The 19,886-nt window shown below is 33.4% G+C and carries 16 protein-coding genes; all 16 read right to left on the bottom strand.

Annotated features, from left to right (window positions below):
- Positions 1–31 precede the first annotated feature (31 nt).
- Positions 32–724, bottom strand: coding sequence for an OmpA family protein (locus Q0910_RS24290; protein WP_299222506.1), 693 nt, complete (start codon positions 722–724; stop codon positions 32–34).
- 39 nt (positions 725–763) lie between these two features.
- Complete coding sequence (locus tag Q0910_RS24285) at positions 764–1,246, bottom strand: lipocalin (protein WP_299222504.1); 483 nt, start codon at positions 1,244–1,246, stop codon at positions 764–766.
- A gap of 188 nt (positions 1,247–1,434) precedes the next feature.
- Complete coding sequence (locus Q0910_RS24280; protein ID WP_299222502.1) at positions 1,435–2,130, bottom strand: OmpA family protein; 696 nt, start codon at positions 2,128–2,130, stop codon at positions 1,435–1,437.
- Positions 2,131–2,149: 19 nt separating this feature from the next.
- On the bottom strand, positions 2,150–2,626 hold the full coding sequence (locus tag Q0910_RS24275) for a lipocalin family protein (RefSeq protein WP_299222500.1): 477 nt from the start codon (positions 2,624–2,626) through the stop codon (positions 2,150–2,152).
- Positions 2,627–2,931: 305 nt separating this feature from the next.
- On the bottom strand, positions 2,932–4,254 hold the full coding sequence (locus tag Q0910_RS24270) for an MFS transporter (protein ID WP_299222498.1): 1,323 nt from the start codon (positions 4,252–4,254) through the stop codon (positions 2,932–2,934).
- A gap of 87 nt (positions 4,255–4,341) precedes the next feature.
- The gene (locus Q0910_RS24265; protein WP_299222496.1) at positions 4,342–5,163 is read right to left on the bottom strand and encodes a M48 family metallopeptidase; all 822 of its coding nucleotides are present in this window, start codon (positions 5,161–5,163) and stop codon (positions 4,342–4,344) included.
- Between the two features lie 126 nt (positions 5,164–5,289).
- Entirely contained in the window at positions 5,290–7,695 is a 2,406-nt protein-coding gene (locus Q0910_RS24260) for a glycoside hydrolase family 31 protein (protein WP_299222495.1), read from the bottom strand.
- A gap of 199 nt (positions 7,696–7,894) precedes the next feature.
- Positions 7,895–9,805 (bottom strand): 1,4-alpha-glucan branching protein GlgB, encoded by a 1,911-nt coding sequence (gene glgB, locus Q0910_RS24255; protein ID WP_299222493.1) that lies wholly within the window; start codon positions 9,803–9,805, stop codon positions 7,895–7,897.
- A gap of 8 nt (positions 9,806–9,813) precedes the next feature.
- A complete protein-coding gene (locus tag Q0910_RS24250; protein WP_299222492.1) occupies positions 9,814–11,442 on the bottom strand; it encodes a phosphotransferase in 1,629 nt (542 codons plus the stop codon).
- A 9-nt stretch (positions 11,443–11,451) separates the two neighbouring features.
- Positions 11,452–13,392, bottom strand: coding sequence for an alpha-1,4-glucan--maltose-1-phosphate maltosyltransferase (locus Q0910_RS24245; protein ID WP_299222490.1), 1,941 nt, complete (start codon positions 13,390–13,392; stop codon positions 11,452–11,454).
- Between the two features lie 232 nt (positions 13,393–13,624).
- A complete protein-coding gene (locus tag Q0910_RS24240) occupies positions 13,625–14,896 on the bottom strand; it encodes a glucose-1-phosphate adenylyltransferase (RefSeq protein ID WP_299222488.1) in 1,272 nt (423 codons plus the stop codon).
- Positions 14,893–16,308 carry a glycogen synthase gene (locus Q0910_RS24235; RefSeq protein WP_299222486.1) on the bottom strand — a complete coding sequence of 472 codons (1,416 nt, stop codon included), beginning with the start codon at positions 16,306–16,308 and terminating at the stop codon, positions 14,893–14,895. Before Q0910_RS24235 ends, Q0910_RS24240 begins: the two co-directional genes overlap by 4 nt.
- 210 nt (positions 16,309–16,518) lie before the next feature.
- Positions 16,519–17,361, bottom strand: a complete 843-nt coding sequence (locus Q0910_RS24230) for a DNA alkylation repair protein (protein WP_299222484.1) — start codon at positions 17,359–17,361, stop codon at positions 16,519–16,521.
- 24 nt (positions 17,362–17,385) lie between these two features.
- Positions 17,386–17,700, bottom strand: coding sequence for a hypothetical protein (locus Q0910_RS24225; protein ID WP_299222482.1), 315 nt, complete (start codon positions 17,698–17,700; stop codon positions 17,386–17,388).
- Positions 17,701–17,834: 134 nt separating this feature from the next.
- The gene (locus tag Q0910_RS24220; protein WP_299222480.1) at positions 17,835–18,518 is read right to left on the bottom strand and encodes a YafY family protein; all 684 of its coding nucleotides are present in this window, start codon (positions 18,516–18,518) and stop codon (positions 17,835–17,837) included.
- A gap of 9 nt (positions 18,519–18,527) precedes the next feature.
- Positions 18,528–19,844 (bottom strand): cation:proton antiporter, encoded by a 1,317-nt coding sequence (locus Q0910_RS24215; RefSeq protein WP_299222478.1) that lies wholly within the window; start codon positions 19,842–19,844, stop codon positions 18,528–18,530.
- Positions 19,845–19,886: the final 42 nt, after the last annotated feature.

Below are 19,886 nucleotides of genomic sequence, written 5' to 3'. Positions count from 1 at the left end.
GTCGGGATTTATCATTCTCAATTACAATATCTTACTCTTTTATTTGCGCAACTGCTTGTCGTCTTAATTCTTCATTTGGTGATATTGTTACTTCTACCCTTCTATTTTTGGTTTTACCTTCTGTAGTAGTATTATCATATCTAGGTTGTGATTCTCCATAATACTTAACAGTAAATCTCTCTTCATCAACTCCTTGAAGAACAAGGTAATCTCTTACAGATTGTGCTCTATATTTTGATAACAGAAAATTTGATTCTTCCTTACCCATATTGTCAGTATGTCCTTCAATTAGTATATTAGAATTAGGATATTCTTCAAGAATAGCTGCCAATTTTTCAATTGTTTCTTTAGATGACTCGTTTAAATCATGTTTATTGGTATTAAAATACACACCACTTTCTTCATCAAAAACAATATTAATGTCTTCTTCAATTCTTTGCACCGCAACACTCGGCATCTCTTCTTCAATTTTTTTAGCTTGTTGATCCATTCGATTACCAATAACACTGCCTACAGTTGCTCCAACAACTCCACCTATAACTGCTCCCAGTTCAGTTTCTCCTCCTACATTGTTTCCTATAACTCCGCCTATAATAGCGCCACCTGCAGCGCCTATGAAACCACCTAACTCGGCATTCTTCATAGACTTACAGCTAACCATAGTTATCAATAGTACTCCTAAATATAACAGTTTCTTTGAGTTTTTAATATTGTGTGATTTCATGTGTATTATATGTTTATTGGTTAAAAATATTAATGAGTTTTATTGTTTATCAAAGTTTAGTTTTATTGTAAATTTTTCTCCATCTACTATCATATCATAACTCCAGATCATCATAGTTTCTTCTAGTTGATACAATTGCATTCGATAGCCTTTATTGTTATTGCTACTTTTCATTTTATTATTCACAGGCTTTAACATAATACTATGATTAAACCCATACATTTCTTTTGGAATTGACCAGATAAAATTTTGAACACTAGTATTTGAACAAGATGTACCAGATAAGGCATAGCTGCCGGTGTTATTATTCGCAATAAACTCCCAATTAGTATTTTCTATACACTGTAATGAAATATTGTTTAGAACAGTAATGGCGTAGGTTCCTTTGCTATCCGTATCATAGTCCACCTCTTTTAAGACCCAAACTCCATTAATCGAGTTTTTTGCTGCTCTGGTTAGTTTATTTGATGCACCACAACTCAATAAAAGAGTGCATATTAATGTTATACAAATTGTTCTCAAGGCTTTGGTTTAAAGAGATTATTATAATTTTACATTACAAATATCTTCATATTACACTCCTTAAACTACATCATAAATAGTGAAAACAACATCCCTGTTTTCAGGGTAATGGTTTGATAGGAAAACAAAAAATCCCCAACAGAATAGTGATCTGTTGGGGATTTTGCAGCTATTTTTTGTGTTATAATTTAGTCTACTTTTTTCTTAGCATCATCTATCATTTTATCATTTGCTAATACTCCAAACTCTACTCTTCTATTTTTTGCTCTACCTTCTGCAGTAGAATTATCATATTTAGGTAAAGTTTCTCCGTGGAAATAGGTTGTTAATCTATTTTTATCAATACCTTGAGAAATCAGAAAACTGGTTACAGAATTTGCTCGTTTCTTAGATAACTCCATATTATAAGCATCATCACCAGAACTATCAGTATGTCCTTCTACAATAATATTAGTATCAGGGTACTCCTTAAAAATACCAACTAATTTATTTAGATTCTCTCTAGATTTAGTATTGATATTAGATTTATTAGTATCAAAATAGACTCCGCTACTTTCATCAAATACAATGTCAATCCCTTCTCCTATCCTTGTTACTTCTGCGCCAGGAATCTCTTCTTCTATCTTCTGAGCTTGTTTATCCATTTGCTTACCGATAACACCACCAGCAACACCACCTACGACACCACCAATGACAGCTCCTAATACTGAATTTTCCTTGTTTCCGATATTATTTCCAAGCACGCCACCAAGAACGGCTCCAGCTGTTGTGCCGATCACAGCTCCCTTTTGCGTGTTATTTGCATTCTGCACTGCATCACAGCTGCTTAGAACGACTAATGCTGTAAGTACTATAGCTATTTTATTAAAATTTGATTTGATCATCGTGTAAAGATTTGAGTTATTATAGTTTATTAAAATTCATTGTGATTACAAACGGTTTTCCTTCTAGACTTACGGTTTGGGTCCAGGTCATTGTTGTATCATCCAGATGTTTTAGAGTCATTCGATACCCTTTGTTGTTATTGGTACTTCTTTTCTTCTCGTCTGTGGGTTTAAAAAGAAAGCTATAATCCCCATTCTCTGATGGTTCAGGAATCGTGAATCTAAAATTTCTAGCTCCTGTAGAAGTACATTGACTATCATTTACAGTATACTTACCAGTATTATTATTAGGAATAAATTTCCATACACCCCCGGTAAGACATTCTGCAGAAGCATCATTATACAAAGTAACTTCAAAAATTCCTGAACGGTCATAGGATATCTTATCCAGCGACCACTCTCCTTTTAGTGTTTTTTTTGCGGCGATAATAGTTTTCTGACTGGCAGAACACGAAGCTAGCAGAATAACTGCAAGTAATAAGATCAGTTTTTTCATGGTTGATTTTATATTTATATGTGTAAAATTGGTTGAAAAATCAATATTCAAATATCATCATAGTTGAACATTCTGTGTTAAAAATACATTGAAAATATTTCGATAAATTAGATAAAATGCAAAGATTTTAGATAAATATCATCCGGAGATTGTATACTATCATTGTTAGATTTTGGGTTTAATGGTTATATATGTAAGATATACAACTTCAATAACGAAATAAAGGATATTATCATATATTAACTTCATACTGTTAACAGAATTTAACAGTATGAAGTTAGTATCATCATGAAATTTTATAGAAGTTATTCTTGTTCTTTTGGCACTCTGAAAAGTAATAGAAGTCCAATCACAAAAAATAAGATTAAGAAAAGTATGGAATATCTAATACTTCCCGTAAGCTGAGCAACTAAACCATATGAAAACATACCAATAACAATTCCTATTTTCTCAGCAACATCATAAAAACTAAAATAGGAAGCAGTATCTACTGCATTTTCTGGTAAAAACTTCGAATACGTTGATCTGGACAAGGATTGAATTCCACCCATTACTAAACCTACAATTGCAGCAGTTATATAAAATTGGCCCGGAACCGTTATTGTATATGCAAATACACATATTCCTATCCAAATAAAGTTAATAAAAATCAAAACCTTTATGTTTCCAAATTTTGCAGAAGCTATTGAAGTAAGAAAGGCTCCCAAAACAGCTACCAACTGAATCAATAAAATACTAATAATTAATCCCGTAGTCGCATCCTGATCTCCCCAATCTAATTCTTCAATTCCGAAATACGTGGCAATTAGCATAATAGTCTGTACTGCCATACTATACACAAAAAATGCTGAAAGATATCTACGAAGTCTAAGGTCATGCTGCATAGCATTCCATATACTTTTTAGCTCCTTAAAACCATTAAAAACAACATCTTTGGTAAGCTTATCCTTTTTATTTCCTTTTGGTAAATAGTAGTATGTGTATTGACTAAATCCTATCCACCATACTCCTACCATTACAAAAGATAATCTAGTTGGAACTCCTTCATTCTCAAAACCAAAGGTGTCATAAAAGAATATCATTACTAGATTTACTATCAAAAGAATAACACTACCAACATATCCTAGAGAATACCCCTTTGCACTAATAGCATCTTGTTGTTCTGGAAACGCGATATCCGGCAGATAAGAATTATAAAACACCAAACTTGCCCAGAAACCAATTAATGCTAAAAAATAGCATAATAGTCCAAACCAAAGATGTTCCATATTAAACCAGTATAAACCAATACAAGACAATGCTCCGAGATAACAGAAAAATTTTAAGAAACTCTTTTTATTACCTATATAATCTGCGATTCCTGATAACAAGGGACTAAGAATGGATACGACTAAAAAAGCCAATGCTGTTACATAGCTTATTAGAGAATCATTATTAAAATTAATACCGAGAAAATTAACGGTATCACTAATAATTTTATCATCAGTATCTCTTACAATCGTTAAAGCACCCCAAAAAATAGGGAATATTGCGGATGCAATGGTTAAACTATATACAGAATTTGCCCAATCATAAAAAGCCCAGGCATTTAACAATTTTCTATTCCCTTTAGGTAATGTTTCTCGCATATTCTAGAATTAAAAAAAGCTGTTCTGGATTGTTCCAGAACAGCTTCTAAAATAGGTATAATCTTTTTAAGTTTTGAAAATTTACAATTATTTAAAGCTAGTCACTCCAAATTTCCTTGCTTCTGCTTTAGCAGCGGGCGCCCAAGCCTTAAGATTGGCGATACGTGTATCGTTTGATGGATGCGTACTCATAAACTCTGGTGGTGCTTGTCCTCCACTGTTAGCTTTCATACGTTTCCAAAGCTCTGCTGCCTCGTCTGGATTGTATCCGGCGATAGCCATTAACGTCAATCCAATTTTATCGGCTTCAGTTTCATGACTTCTGCTAAATGGTAACATAACTCCAAATTGGCTTCCTAAACCAAAAGCTTGTCCGACTATTTGCTGTGTTTGTTCATTTTGACCACTAACAGCAACTGCCGTAGCAACACCTGCAACTTGCTGGATTTGCCCAGCACTCATACGTTGCTGTCCATGATTAGCAATTGCATGCACTACTTCATGCCCCATAATAGCAGCAACTCCTGTTTCAGTTTTGGCAATTGGTAAGATACCTGTGTAAAAAGCTATTTTCCCTCCAGGCATCGCCCAAGCATTTACTGCTTTATCATCTATTAGATTATACTCCCATTTATAATCATTTAAATAACCTTGATGACCATTTGCATTCAACCATCTTTCTGCTGCTTTTGCAATCTTTTGACCAACACGTTTAACCATTTCGGCATCCGATGTACCTTTAAGCACTTTGCTCTCTTTTAGTACTTGATCATATTGAGCAAAAGCCGCTGGTAAAATTTGAGAATTCGGTACTAAAGCCAATGTTTGTTTACCCGTAAAAGGGTTGGTTGCGCAGGATAAGAAAAGTAAAATCGATCCTAAAGTAACTATTATTTTTTTCTTTTTCATGATATTTATGGATAGATGTGAATTTCGTATGTTAAAATTACAAAATTCAATACATCCTTTTAAATAAAAGATCATCAATTTATACAGTAAGATCTATATAAGGCAATAATTATCGATAAGTTGTTTTTATTTAGCTACAATATGCAATTCAGCAAAGTTTTTCGGAACGATTACAGTATTCTCCTTTTTATTAAATTTTAAATCTTTTAAAGGTACAACCACATTATCGATTTCAATTTCATCAATATCAAAAGGTAATCCGATAAATTCAATCTTCATAGTTTCGTACTCAGTGATATAGGTACCGTTCTTATGCTGCTGAATGATAATTTCGTTCTCTTTTCCAGTAAAAGCAAAACTTCTTAGACTAAATCTACCTTTGGTATAATCATAACCATCTTGAGCGTCTTCATATACTTTGGATACTTCTTTATTTCCTAATTTATAGTATACTTCTAATTTAAGCTCTTCAATCTTTTTCTCGCCTACATATTGCTGGATTGGGTATTTAGGTATAATTGCCCCTTCTTTCACGAATAGCGGAATTGTATCTAACTCTGCATCTACCCATTGCTCCATACCTCCTTTTACATATTCACGGGTCCAGTAATTATACCAATTCCCTCGAGGAATATACAATCTTCTACCTTTGGCATTAGGTTCCTGTACAGGACATACTAATATTTGGTTACCAAACACAAACTCATCTGTTCTATAATGTGTTTGAGGATCTAATTGATCATATAACACCAATGACTTTAACATTGGTATCCCTTCTTCTGCATACTCCCAAAACATAGTATATAAATATGGAAGTAACTGATATCGTAATTCTACATATTTTCTGGTTACATCTATAACTTCCTCACCAAATGTCCAAGGTTCCTGATTGCCATGATCTCCAGACGAATGTGTACGACAGAAAGGATGAAACACCCCTAACTGTATCCATCTAGCGTATAATTCTCCGGTAGGATGCTCTGCAAATCCACCGATATCACTACCCGTAAATGACATTCCACTCATACTCATTCGCTGCGCCTGGATATTAGCAATCCAAAGATGCTCCCAAGTCGCCACGTTATCTCCTGTCCAAGAGGAAGTATATCGCTGTGCTCCAGAATATGCTGATCTAGTAATTACAAATGGTCTTTTAGGATATCCAAATCTTTTGATTCCTTCATAGGTAGCTCTCGCCATCTGAGTACCATAGATATTATGTGCTTTTCGGTGACTACAAGGATTACCATCATAATTATGACGGACATCATCAGGGAATGTTTTTCCTGGAACTTCCATTACTGCAGGTTCATTCATATCGTTCCAAACTCCTTTGACTCCTATTTCATCAATAAGTTCTTTAAATAATCCGGCCCACCACTCTCTAACTTCGGGATTTGTAAAATCAGGAAAGAAACATTCTCCTGGCCACACTTTTCCTCTCATATATGGTCCATCTGCTCGCTTACAGAAATAATCATTTTCCATAGCCTCCTGATAGACCCAATAATCATCATCAATTTTAATTCCCGGATCTATAATTACTATAGTTTTATAACCATCTTCTGCTAACTCCTGAACCATACGTTTAGGATCGGGAAAATATTCTTTATTCCAGGTAAAACATCTGAATCCTTCCATATAGTCAATATCCAGATATATAGCATCACATGGTATTTTTAAATCTCTAAACTTTGTCGTAACTTCTTTTACTTTACTTTCGGGATAGTAACTCCATTTACATTGATGGTAACCTAATGCCCATAAAGGTGGTAGTTCTGGTTTACCTGTAAGGTCGGTATATCGAGTTATTACTTCTTGCATATTTGGGCCATAAAAGAAATAGTAATTCATTTCTCCTCCATGTGCCCAGAAACTTGTAACATTACGACGCTCATTACAAAAATCGAAGTATGTTTTAAAGGAATTATCGAAGAAGATACCATAGGCTCTTTCTTCATACATCCCTATATAAAAAGGAACGCTCTTATATAACGGATCCTGATCTTTACCGAATGCATATTGATCCGTAGCCCAATTCTCAATTCGCTTTCCTTTCAGATTAAGGTGCATTGGTTTATCTCCTAAGCCGTAATAACACTCTCCCTGAGGAGCAGATTTGCTCATTTTTACAATGTTACCACCGTACTCATAGCTTTGTTCCCAATGAAAACCCCAATCATCTTTACAGATAATGTTTCCTTCTTTATCTTTTATAGTAATTTGGATATTTGCCTTGGCAATAAAGATTTTTATTCTTTTGGTAGTAATTTCATACGCATCTTCCAGCTCCTTAACCTCTAATTCACTATAACCTCTTACTCCTTTTTCACTAATGGCATAAGAAAAATCTTTCTCAAAATTATTATCGGTGGCATATCTAAAACGAACAACACTTCCTCTTATAATAGTGACTTGAAGAATAACTCCGTTTTCTGTGGTGAAATTGATCTTATCTACATTCTGTGAAAAGGAGATGATTTTTCCGGGAAACAAATTCCCTTTTACTTCTAACTCAGTATTAGTAATCATAGCTGGTTGGTTTCTTTTACTTCTTTAGTAATGTAAAAAAACAATATCTATCTCAATAAATAAACTCTTTTAATCAGTATTTATTAATAAAAATTAACGAAAACGTTTGAAACTAAATTCTATTAACAATTGTTTAATCTGTTACGATAAAAGTTTCAAAATATTATTCAAACACATATTGATTTTTATCTTTAGATTATTACTTATCAATTTTAAAAACAACGGCTCCTAATGGAGGTATATTGATTTCTGTAGCATACTTTCTATAATGCCAATCCATTTTTTCTATAGTACCTTGACTATCTATGAAATCTCCAGTTCCCCCATACTTTTTGTCGTCACTATTAAATAGTTGCACTAATTTCCCTTTAGATGGTAATCCAATCCGATAATTGATTCTGGGCACTGGTGTAAAATTACAAGCAACAACCAAAGAATCTTCCTCTTTATTTCCTTTTCGAATATATGCTACTACAGAATTCTCGTGATCATCATAACTAATCCACTCAAAACCATCTGCATTAAACTGTTTCTCGTATAATGCAGGATAGTTTTTATATAATGTGTTAAGGTCCGTAATTAGATTTTTGATTCCGGAGTGATAATCATATTGTAATAAGTGCCAGTCTAAACTACTCTGGAAATTCCATTCTTCTCGTTGTCCAAATTCTGCTCCCATGAACAATAGATTGGTCCCCGGATGTGTAAACATATAACTGTATAACAATCTTAGATTAGCAAACTGTTGCCACTCATCTCCTGGCATTCTACCAATAATGCTTTTTTTACCATACACTACTTCATCGTGTGATAAGGGAAGCATAAAGTTTTCTGTAAAAGCATACGTCATACTAAAGGTTAGGTCATTCTGATGATGCTTTCTGTAGATAGGTTCTTTTGCAAAATACTCTAATGTGTCATGCATCCAACCCATCATCCATTTCATACCAAAGCCAAGACCACCGAGAAAAGTTGGCTTAGAAACCATGGGGAATGAAGTAGATTCTTCCGCTATATTCTGTACATCAGGAAAACTTTTATAGACTTCTTCATTGAGTTCCTTCATAAAATCAATGGCATCCAGGTTTTCTCTTCCTCCATATATATTTGGCTCCCATTCTCCTTCTTCTCTGGAATAGTCCAGAAATAACATAGAAGCAACTGCATCAACTCGTAAACCATCAGCATGATACTGATCTAACCAAAAAATCGCATTACTGATCAAAAAGCTTTTTACTTCATTACGGCCGTAATTAAATATCAGACTTTTCCAGTCTGGATGATATCCTTTTCTCTTATCTGGATGCTCATATAAACAAGATCCATCAAAAAAGCCTAATCCGTGAGCATCTTCTGGAAAATGAGAGGGCACCCAATCCAATAGGATTCCTATATCATTTTGATGTAATTTATCAACTAGTATTTTAAACTCTTCGGGATAACCAAAACGCGAAGTAGGCGCAAAATAACCAGTAAGCTGATATCCCCATGAAGGATCATATGGATACTCCATTATAGGCATCAATTCTACATGTGTAAAGTTCATCTCTTTTACGTAAGACACTAATTCATCTGCTAATTCGACATAAGAGAGCGATCTATTCTCTTCTATTTTTCTTTTCCAGGACCCAAGATGAACTTCGTATACAGAAAAAGGAGCGTTAATAGCATTGTTCTTCTTTCTTTTTTTCATCCATTTAGCATCTTTCCAGTCATAAGAATCTTCCCAAACTACAGAAGCTGTTTTTGGTGGATGTTCACATCTACGAGCGTAAGGATCTGCTTTTTCCGTCTTAATATCATTATTATGAGATTGAATCTTATATTTATAGGTACTCCCTTTTCCTACTTCTGGAATAAAGCCTTCCCATATACCTGATTCATCCCAACGAACATTTAATTGATGTTCTCCTTCTATCCAAAAATTAAAATCTCCAATAACAGAAACTGATTTGGCAGATGGTGCCCAAACTGCAAAATATGTTCCCTTTACACCATCTACTGAAGTAATGTGTGATCCGAATTTTTCATACAGTCTGTAATGCTTTCCGCCTTTAAAAAGATTGATGTCAAATTCAGAAAATAAACTATGTGCTATTACTTTACTCATATTCTTGCTTAGCTATTAATAATTTTTGAGATTCCTTTTAATGGAATTACTGCCCATCTGGGTCTGCTATTTAATTCATATCCTAATTCGTAAACAGCCTTTTCTAACAAGCAATATTCTAGCATAAACTTTATCTCTTTCACATATCCAATGCTTAGGTTATGTGATTGGACATATTTCACATACTTTCTTAGAAAAATAGCCGTCATATAGCTGTATAAAACATCTGCAAAATGAAATAACTCTTCTTTAGAATAATTAAAGTTTTCGAGATTATTAAATATTGTTGAATACACCGCATAATTAAATGACCTAAAAACTCCCGCCACATCTTTAAGCGGAGATTGTTTTACCTTTCGATCGCGTATGGTACTTTCTGGTTCCCCTTCGAAATCAATTATATAAAAATCTCCATTATCCACCAGAACCTGTCCTAAATGATAATCTCCGTGAATCCGAATACGCTCACCTTTTAGTTTAGACTCATCAAAATCCAATAGTTTTTTTCTGATGATCTTCTTGTTATCCAAAAACTCTTGTGCCAAATCAAGACGTAACCCATCTAATTTGTGAAGGTTGTTTTCTACTAGATTTACTCGGTTTTCGAATTGATAAATCAATCTGTTTTTTAACCAGACAGAGTAATCACTGCTATAGGTCTGAGGAGTAAATTGCATATTCACTCTTTCTAACCCCAATGCAACGTGCATCTGCGCAGTTCTTAATCCGAGTTGGGCAATATCCTCAAAAAACGATATGGGAACATGTTTCCTTATTTCTTCGGGAATGGCATTTATATCGATCTTATCAAACATATCAATATGTTGCAACTTCATTACATCCGGATGCACTCTATTCAATGTTTCATAAATATCCTTAAGTTGATCCAGAAAATATTCCCAGGCATCTCCTTGATTTGGCACCAATTGTTGCATCAATGCTAAAGTGATTACATTTTTATCAGAAAATCGTAATGTAATACTACCACTATATTTAGGAGTGTTTTTGAATACCCCTTTATCTGTTAAATATTTATTAACCTCATAATCAGGATTTTGATCTACAAAAATCCTTCTAAAAATCTTTAAAATGTATTTATCATTAAAAATAATCGAAGTATTGCTTTGCTCTACTCCCATCGCTTTAGAAGATATATACTCGTTATCGTCACAGCCTCTCCCTCTTCTAAATTCTAAGCCCTTATATTTGCTTTTAGCCCCTTCCAGTATTTTCTCAAAGATTTGTTTTCTAAAAGATTCTAAAAGCGTAGCATCAATCAAAAACCCTTGCTTATCATTCAGTTCGATTTTAGCTATTATTTCTTCCTGAGTGTAATTATCATCAGTTACTAGTGCGAGTGGAATAAAATAATTCTGGACAAATGCTTCCCTAAAATTAACTTCTAGTACTAAACCATAAAATAAATCATCTCCGTCCTCAATCCTAAAATGATCAACTAATTCAATATATTTTAAAGCACTTGCCTTACCACCATACCATCGTTTGGTGATAATATAAGGTTCTAAAATATCTTCACTAAATTCTGTAACAAACTGGGGGTTTTCTAATAATTCAGACCATTCTGATTTATATATGTATATATCGTTCAAGTCTTTCTTTTGGTTAGTATCGGACATATGCTTACATCATTTAGTGATTTTAAATATGTGAAAAGGCAATGCTGGATGTAATTCTACAAAATTCCATTCATCGTGCCAATGATAACTACTTTTAGTAATCAAGTCGTGAACTTGAACAGGATGACCTCCATGTATCCCTAATTCACTTAGTGGTAATTGCACGTGACCATTTTGTGAATAATATGGATCCAGGCTTATTACAATTAACAACTCATTCGTTTTATCTTCATCATGTTTATAGAAAGCGATAATTTGATCATTTTCTATATGACAAAATTTTATGTTGTTAGTTTGTTGTAAGGCTGGATTTTCTTTTCTGATATGATTTAAGCTACCCATAATAGTGGTAACCTTATTTTTTTTATTCCAATCCCAATCACGAATTTGATATTTCTCACTGTCTAAATATTCTTCTTTTCCGGGAATAGCATCTGAAATCATTTGTTCAAACACGGGTCCATAAACACCGATACTAGAGCTTAATGTACCAGCCAAAGCGTATCTAATTAAATGCGTCGTTTCATTAGCGCCTTGCAAATGATACGGGTTAATGTCCGGAGTATTAGGCCAGAAATTAGGTCTAAAATATTCCTTTTGATCGGTTGTAGTTAATTCGACAACATACTCTGTTAATTCATGCTTATTAGTACGCCATGTAAAATATGTATATGATTGCGTAAATCCTTGTTTTGCCAATTGTTGCATTACTTTGGGTTTTGTAAATGCTTCAGACAAGAACAATACGTCCGGATGTTTCTTCTTAATTTCTTCTATTAACCAACCCCAAAAATGGAACGGCTTGGTGTGTGGATTATCTACTCTGTATATATTAACTCCACATTCTTCTATCCAAAAAAGTGCCGCATCGAGTAATTCTTTCCACATTTTCTTCCATTCCTTGGTATCAAAATAAATGGGCTGTATATCCTGGTACTTTTTAGGTGGATTTTCTGCATATTGGACAGTACCATCCGGTCTCCATTTAAAAAACTCTGGAAACTCTTTTACCCAAGGATGATCAGGAGCAGCCTGTAATGCATAATCCAAAGCTATTTCTAAACCCAAGTCTTTTGCTTTTTTAACCAGGTTTTTGAAATCTTGTAACGTACCCAATTCTTTGTGTATGCTAGTATGTCCGCCATCTACAGAACCTATACCCCAAGGTGATCCTACATCTCCATCATACGCTTCTGTAGTATTGTTTTTACCTTTTCGATTTACTTCACCAATGGGATGGATTGGAGGGAAATATAACACATCAAATCCCATTTCAGCTATTCTGGGCAATAACCGCTCACAATCTTTAAAAGTACCATGTTTCCCTTCTTCTTCTGAGGAACTTCTCGGAAAAAATTCATACCAAGTACTAAACCTGGCTTTCTCCCTATCTACATATACCTGTAAGTCCTGATAAGCTCCCATTAATCCCTTTGATGGATATTTATAAAAGAGATCATGTAATTTATCACTTTTAGCTTTGATTATTGCTGTGTCATATTGTTTCTCATCCTGAAATATATCAAGTAATTCTTTGATATACTTTTTCTCTTCTGTTGTTGATTTCTTAAGTAAATCTTGTAAATGATCTCTACCTTCTAATAACTCAGATTTCACATATTGACCATCATCTATTTTACGAATAGTTCCATGTTGCCAATTTAATGCATAATCAATCCATCCCAAAATCTGATATGTGTAATATCCTTGTTTTTTTACTTCAAATTCACCTTTCCAAGAGTCATTTTCTAAAGGCTGCATTCTATTTTCAGACCAATTACGTTCGCTTTTATGCTTATATCGTATACTGGCCTGAACGATATCATGACCATCACCAATAATATCAGCAGTTATATGTACTTTTTCATTGACTACTCTTTTAATAAAAAATGCTCCATTATTAATTTCCGGAGATACATTTTCGATGACAACACGCTCTTGATTTAACATGAAAACTTTTAAATTAAAGTGATTTGATTTTAGTATTTTAATAACAAGAGAAGCAATTTATTATTTATTATTTAAAATCTATCTACGATTTTGTAAGATTTCACAGAGTTTTGTGAGAATTTATAAACAATAACGTTTTCGCAGAATACTACAACGATATAGCACCAGTGTGCATTTTGAAAAAAATGCATCTAATGCAAAAAATTAAGAAATAAAATGAAAACTCTTAGGGTCAGATTTTATATTCATTAGGAATTACCGCACCTTTTCTAATCACTACGATCCCATCTTTGATTACATATCGATCATCCTTGGCATCTTCTAAGTGTGGGCCTCCATTAATAATAACATCATTACCGATTCTGCAATCTTTATCGATAATAGCATTATTAATAACACATCGTTCCCCTACTCCTATATACGGCCTGCTTTCTTTAACATCAATTTCTAATTCATCTAGATCTTGATACCTATCACTACCAATCATATAGGTGTTTTTTATAACAGTATCTTTACCTATTCTAGATCGAATACCGATAACGGATTGTTCAATTTCTTTTGCTTGAATCAAACACCCTTCGGCAATCATAGTTTTATTCAAAAAGGAACCAGATATTTTTGATGGAGGTAATATTCTGGGTCTCGTTAGAATACTGCGATCGTTGTCAAATAAATCGAACTTAGGAATATCATTAGCCAACTCTATATTAGCCTCAAAAAATGAAGATATGGTACCTATATCTGTCCAATATCCTTCATATTGATACGCTAGTACTTTATGAGTTTCTATAGACTGTGGGATGATTTCTTTTCCAAAATCTATCCTACTCGGATCAGAAAGAAGATCTACCAATAATTGCCGATTAAATATATAAATCCCCATAGATGCAAGATATTCTCTATTCTCGCTTTTCATTTCATCACTTACTTCTGATTCCCAACCAGGAAGCTTATCAGAACTTGGTTTTTCTATAAAAGAAGAAATAAAATCATTCTCATCCGTCTTTAGAATACCAAAATCAGTTGCATCCTTCGGGTTTACTGGTAAAGTAGCTATAGAAATATCCGCGCCTTTTTCTATATGTGCCTCGATCATATGGTTAAGATCCATCTGATATAATTGGTCACCTGACAAAATTAGTGCATACTCAAAATCGTGATTCAAAAAATGATGCATCGATTGTCTTACGGCATCTGCAGTTCCCTGAAACCAGGTTTTATTGTCTGGAGTTTGCTCTGCAGCAAGTACATCTACAAAAGCCTGACTAAAAGAACTAAAAATATAGGTGTTCTTAATGTGGCTGTTTAAAGAAGCAGAGTTAAATTGAGTTAGTACAAACATTCTTTTGATATCAGAATGTATACAATTAGTAATTGGTATATCGACCAATCTGTATTTCCCTGCAATGGATACAGCTGGTTTTGACCTACTCTCAGTTAATGGGGCTAATCTAGTTCCTTGTCCTCCTCCAAGGATAATTGCGAGGACCTTTTTGTTAATCATTGTGGTAGTTTTAAAGATTCATATAATTCAATGTATTGCTTAGCTGAATTGTTCCAAGAATGATCGATTTTCACTATTTCTTTTTGTATTCCCCTATATTGTTTTTGATCGTTATATAATTCAACTCCCCTTTTTATTGAATTATATACATCTTGAATATTTACTTGATCATGACAGATTCCAAAACCGTTATCATCAATATCTATAACTGTATCCTTTAATCCTCCTATACGTCTAACGATCGGTATCAGACCGTAGCGCAATGCATACATTTGATTTAAACCACAAGGCTCTACTCGCGAAGGCATTAATAAAAAATCAGCTCCTGCATATATGATGTGGGATAATTTTTCATCATACCCTATATATGTATTGTATGATCCAGGAAAATGCTCTTTTAATTCCTGTAAACGTGATTCCACAATAGGATCGCCAGATCCTAAAATTAAGATATTCACATCCAGATGGTGTAAAGCTTCAGAAACCATATCAGGCAATAGGTCTGCTCCTTTTTCGTACACTAATCGCCCAATAAATGCAAATAGCGGTTTGTCTATATCAAAATTAAACTCTTGACACAACCATTTTTTATTAGCTTTTCTTCCTGAAATTATATTTTTTGCTCCATAGTTTTTTATCACCATAGGATCTGTTTCAGGATTCCAGATATCGTGATCTATTCCGTTTAAAATACCAATACATTTAGCCTTTTCATGCGATAAAAGTCCTTCTAAACCATTAGCCTGATGATGTAACTCATCCATGTAACTTGGTGAGACCGTCGTTACTCTCCAAGCGCATTTAATACCTGTAGCCAATGGATTGATAGAATGACCCCAATCCAATAAACCTATATTGTTTAAGTCAAATTGTGGTATATAATCTAATTTATCGTATGAAAACTGACCCTGATATTGAGCATTATGAATCGTAAGTACTGTAGGTATATTAATTAAACTGTTATACTTGTCAACTTGTGAAACCAAAAAAGGTATTAATCCCGTGTGGTGATCATGGCAATGTATAATATCAGGTTTTGTTTCAACACTTAATAACCAATTCAATACCGCTAATTGAAAAGCTAAAAAACGTTCTGTGTCATCTTCGTAGCTATACACATTAGGTCTATATAGTAACTCTTCTTGATATACCAGATATATCTGAAATCCAAAGTCTTTGGATAACACTTTTTTAATACTAAAATCGAATGTATTCTTGCCTAAATCCAAAGAACCATTATAAACTTCTTCGTATGAAAGATCATTGATTTTTTCAGTATCAAAAAAAGGTATAACAACCTCAGTAATGCAATCTAAATCAGTTAAATATTTAGGCAAAGAACCCACAACATCTCCTAGTCCGCCAACTTTTGCTAAAGGATAACATTCCAAACTTGCATGAAGTACTTTCATAACTTATTCTTAAGGCCAAAATTTTATGAAATTAACCTCTTGTTAATAACATTTAAAAAGGAGTTTAAAGCTATAAAAAACTTCAAAATATTCCTTAAATAAATTTCAAAAAAGAATAAGATTTAATGATTATTTAATAATTATTGTACTAAATGATTTTTGATTTGATAATCCTACGATATACTGAGAAATCAATAACAATAATTTAAACTATTTTTTAATCGTACGCAATGCCTTCTTAATGATATAGGCTGTATCTTTTGTTGCAGAATCACTTTGCCATCGATTACAAACCTTTATAACCCAGTCAGGTCTGGTTTTACTGGCATCATTTAACCAATTACCAACGGAATCTTTTACATATTTAGAAGTATCAGATTTCAAAGGTTCTAAAATATCCATTGCCCTTTCTGGAGATTCTTTCAGCACATCTATCTTTTTAGTCCAAACACCTACAGGTCTTGTCGCTTCTACTGCATATCGCCTAATATTTTCATTAGTATCTCTTGTCCAGTTAGATAATATCATAACGGCTTGATCCAGATCCTGAATAATATATTCTTTGGCAGAAAAAATAGCAACTTCTCTAACCCCAAAATGAGAATCAGCTGCATACGGTTTAATCGTATGCAGTCTTTCTGTAATAGACATATCTATAGCCGCATAATATTGCGCAGCCCAACATCTGGGAACATCAGAAGTATGATTAGCCAAATAATCAATAATAGCAGTATCATAGGTAAGTTGAGCAAAAGTCATCCCTATTACTTTTGTATTACTATTGGCACTAGGTTTTTTTTGATTAGAAACAGCTTCATAAAAATTATCATACCAATCGGATTTATCCAATTCATCCAATATTATTTTTAACAGTTTTAATTGATCTACTGCTAGCCACTCCATTAAATTGGCAGTTTCGATAAGACCATTATTCAAATAATCGATAACTTCAGGATTAAGATCTTTAAAACTTCTTGCTCCTTTTCGGTTTAAAATATGATCTGGAATCATTTTATCTTGATGTTGTGTGATTGGTTTTAAGTCTAATAACATACTAATGAGTTTTTAAATATATAACTATTCTTCGAACTGATTAAAAACATCCAGATGATACATTTGCATCGTCTCAGGCTTAATAACTTCAAAAATTGCAACAGCCTCTGGGTTTTTCATGATATCGTTTCCCGCTTTTTTAGCAGCTTCTATGTCTGTCCAATATAATAAATCTATGTAGTTACCTTGCTCATTGAGTGCGGTAGTTCTATCTATAAAACCATCATATAATTTTATGATATTGTTCAAAGAAATTAAGGCTGTTTTTACTTCTTCTTTAGAATAATTAGGGTTTGCTTCGAATAATACAACTTCGATTGTGTACGGTTTGTTCTTCATAAGTTTTTGATTTTGACTAAATGTAGTTGCACAGCATAAAAACATACTAAGCATAATTGTGTGAATTAGGTGATACATTATTTGATTTTAGTCAAAATTACCAAAGGCCTATGACAACCTTATGTCAGTAGTAATTAATAATTTTCTCGATATTTCTTAAAATAATCTTCTAACGTAAAGAATTTAGGAGGAAATAAGTCTGAAGTTTCTATTACATTAATGATTCTATCGGTTCTAAATTCACGATAATCTTTACGCAATCTACAGTATGCAATCATTACCCAAATGGTATGAGTAAAGTATACTCCAAGGGGTTCTATTGTGCGTTCGGTATACTCATTAGATGCTGCTGTATATTGGATTTTCAGAACTCTTAAATCAGTAATCGCCTTTTGAATTACGGATAAATAGGTGCTGGAAGGAGATTTCTTGTAAGGAGGACTAACGATTCGTTTTTCTAAAAGTTCTAATTTTTCTTTTTGTGTTGTATTTAGAATTGCTTTCACCTTTTCTATAGCTTCATTAAAGTCAGAAATTAGCGACTCATCATTATTAGTTTGTATAATTTTAGAAGCGGTTATCAGAGCATTGGCTTCCTTCTCGCTAAACATAATTGGAGGTAGCGAATATCCATCAACCAAAAAATAACCAGTACCAGCTTCTGCTCCTATCGGAACTCCAGCATCGGATAATGCAAGCATATCCCGATAGATAGTTCGTACACTAACATCAAATTTATCAGCCAAATCCGAAGCTTGAACCACTTTTTTAGATTGTAATTTTACCAAGATCGCCGTTAACCGATGTAATCGTTTCATTGCAGTTACTTATTCAAGGATTTCTTCGTTATCATCAGTATCAGTGTCTTCTATTTCACTGAGATCCGTAGTCATGTTCATTATAAATTCGACTTCAGCCTCGGCAGCTGCTTCGACTTCCTCCGGAGTAAGTATCGCTCCTTTTATTTTTTTATCACGTATCATTCCACCAGTCATAATTAAGCTGGTTCCGATAATTACAAATAATAAAATTCCCGGTTCGAATCCAGGAACCATTGCTTCTGCCGGAATTGCATAAAATAACAATACTGTAATTAATCCTCTGGGTGCAATAAATAATTGCGGAGAAATATCTTTTCCAACAAATAATCGCAATAATCCATATCGAATGACATAGATAGAAATGATAATCAATATGCTTATTAATGTAACTTTTAGATTTAATAATGAAGAAAGTGTTATGGTAATTCCAAAAATCACAAAGAACAATGTTCTAACCACAAAAGCAGTTTCGGCTGTAATCACGTGCAATTCGTGATAGATGGCTTTAGCTTTTTCAAAATCTAAAAGCTTTTCCAATTTCCATTGAAAGAATAATTTCATGTTTGCAATTACAAGACCAAAAATCAGTATGATAATTAATGAAGATAAGTGCATCTTTTTACCAACACCATATAATAATAATAGCACTGCGATTAAAAGGAATAGCTTAACCTGACTTTTAATCTTCTGAAAAATCAAGATGATTCCATAACTAGCTATTAATGAAATGATAACGGTAATAATTAAATTAAAAACAAAACCTGTAACACCAGCATCTTCTGCAGGATTTAATTTACCCGTAAGAAAATAGAACATCATAATCCCCAAAATATCAGAGAATGTACTCTCGTATACATGGAATTCTTTTTTGGTATCAGATAATCCTGCTACACTTGGTATGATAATCGCACTAGATAAAATAGATAAAGGTGTAGCATATAATAATGCAGACTGCCAAGTCATTCCATCAACAAGTGCTTTTAATACTACTGCAGCAACATATGCTGAGGCAACAAGTCCAATTAAAGCAATTGCTAAGGATTTCAGAATTGGTATGAGTTTCTCTCTTTTGAGTTTTAATTCTAATGCTGCTTCTAGTACAATCATGATTAAACCAACGATCCCAAGTACTTCTAACATTGGAAAGAAATTGAAGGAACCTTCTCCAAAAGCTTTGATAGCATACTGAATAATAATTCCCAATATAATCAGCATTAACACTGCAGGAACGTTAGTTTTCTTTGCAATTCCGTTAAAAATGAAAGATAAAATAAGTACTAATGAAACTTCTATAATGAGGTTATACGAGGAGAATATTTCCATTGGTCAGTTTAGGTTGTTTAAGATTGGCTTGGAAAAGATAGT

Source organism: uncultured Aquimarina sp. (assembly GCF_947495315.1).
GTDB lineage: Bacteria > Bacteroidota > Bacteroidia > Flavobacteriales > Flavobacteriaceae > Aquimarina.
This window is presented reverse-complemented; position numbering and strand designations above follow the sequence as displayed.

Coding starts and splice junctions, on each gene's coding strand:
- Q0910_RS24290 (WP_299222506.1), bottom strand. CDS start 724: ATGAAATCACACAATATTAAAAACTCAAAGAAACTGTTATATTTAGGA.
- Q0910_RS24280 (WP_299222502.1), bottom strand. CDS start 2,130: ATGATCAAATCAAATTTTAATAAAATAGCTATAGTACTTACAGCATTA.
- Q0910_RS24275 (WP_299222500.1), bottom strand. CDS start 2,626: ATGAAAAAACTGATCTTATTACTTGCAGTTATTCTGCTAGCTTCGTGT.
- Q0910_RS24270 (WP_299222498.1), bottom strand. CDS start 4,254: ATGCGAGAAACATTACCTAAAGGGAATAGAAAATTGTTAAATGCCTGG.
- Q0910_RS24265 (WP_299222496.1), bottom strand. CDS start 5,163: ATGAAAAAGAAAAAAATAATAGTTACTTTAGGATCGATTTTACTTTTC.
- Q0910_RS24260 (WP_299222495.1), bottom strand. CDS start 7,695: ATGATTACTAATACTGAGTTAGAAGTAAAAGGGAATTTGTTTCCCGGA.
- glgB (WP_299222493.1), bottom strand. CDS start 9,805: ATGAGTAAAGTAATAGCACATAGTTTATTTTCTGAATTTGACATCAAT.
- Q0910_RS24250 (WP_299222492.1), bottom strand. CDS start 11,442: ATGTCCGATACTAACCAAAAGAAAGACTTGAACGATATATACATATAT.
- Q0910_RS24245 (WP_299222490.1), bottom strand. CDS start 13,392: ATGTTAAATCAAGAGCGTGTTGTCATCGAAAATGTATCTCCGGAAATT.
- Q0910_RS24240 (WP_299222488.1), bottom strand. CDS start 14,896: ATGATTAACAAAAAGGTCCTCGCAATTATCCTTGGAGGAGGACAAGGA.
- Q0910_RS24235 (WP_299222486.1), bottom strand. CDS start 16,308: ATGAAAGTACTTCATGCAAGTTTGGAATGTTATCCTTTAGCAAAAGTT.
- Q0910_RS24230 (WP_299222484.1), bottom strand. CDS start 17,361: ATGTTATTAGACTTAAAACCAATCACACAACATCAAGATAAAATGATT.
- Q0910_RS24225 (WP_299222482.1), bottom strand. CDS start 17,700: ATGAAGAACAAACCGTACACAATCGAAGTTGTATTATTCGAAGCAAAC.
- Q0910_RS24220 (WP_299222480.1), bottom strand. CDS start 18,518: ATGAAACGATTACATCGGTTAACGGCGATCTTGGTAAAATTACAATCT.
- Q0910_RS24215 (WP_299222478.1), bottom strand. CDS start 19,844: ATGGAAATATTCTCCTCGTATAACCTCATTATAGAAGTTTCATTAGTA.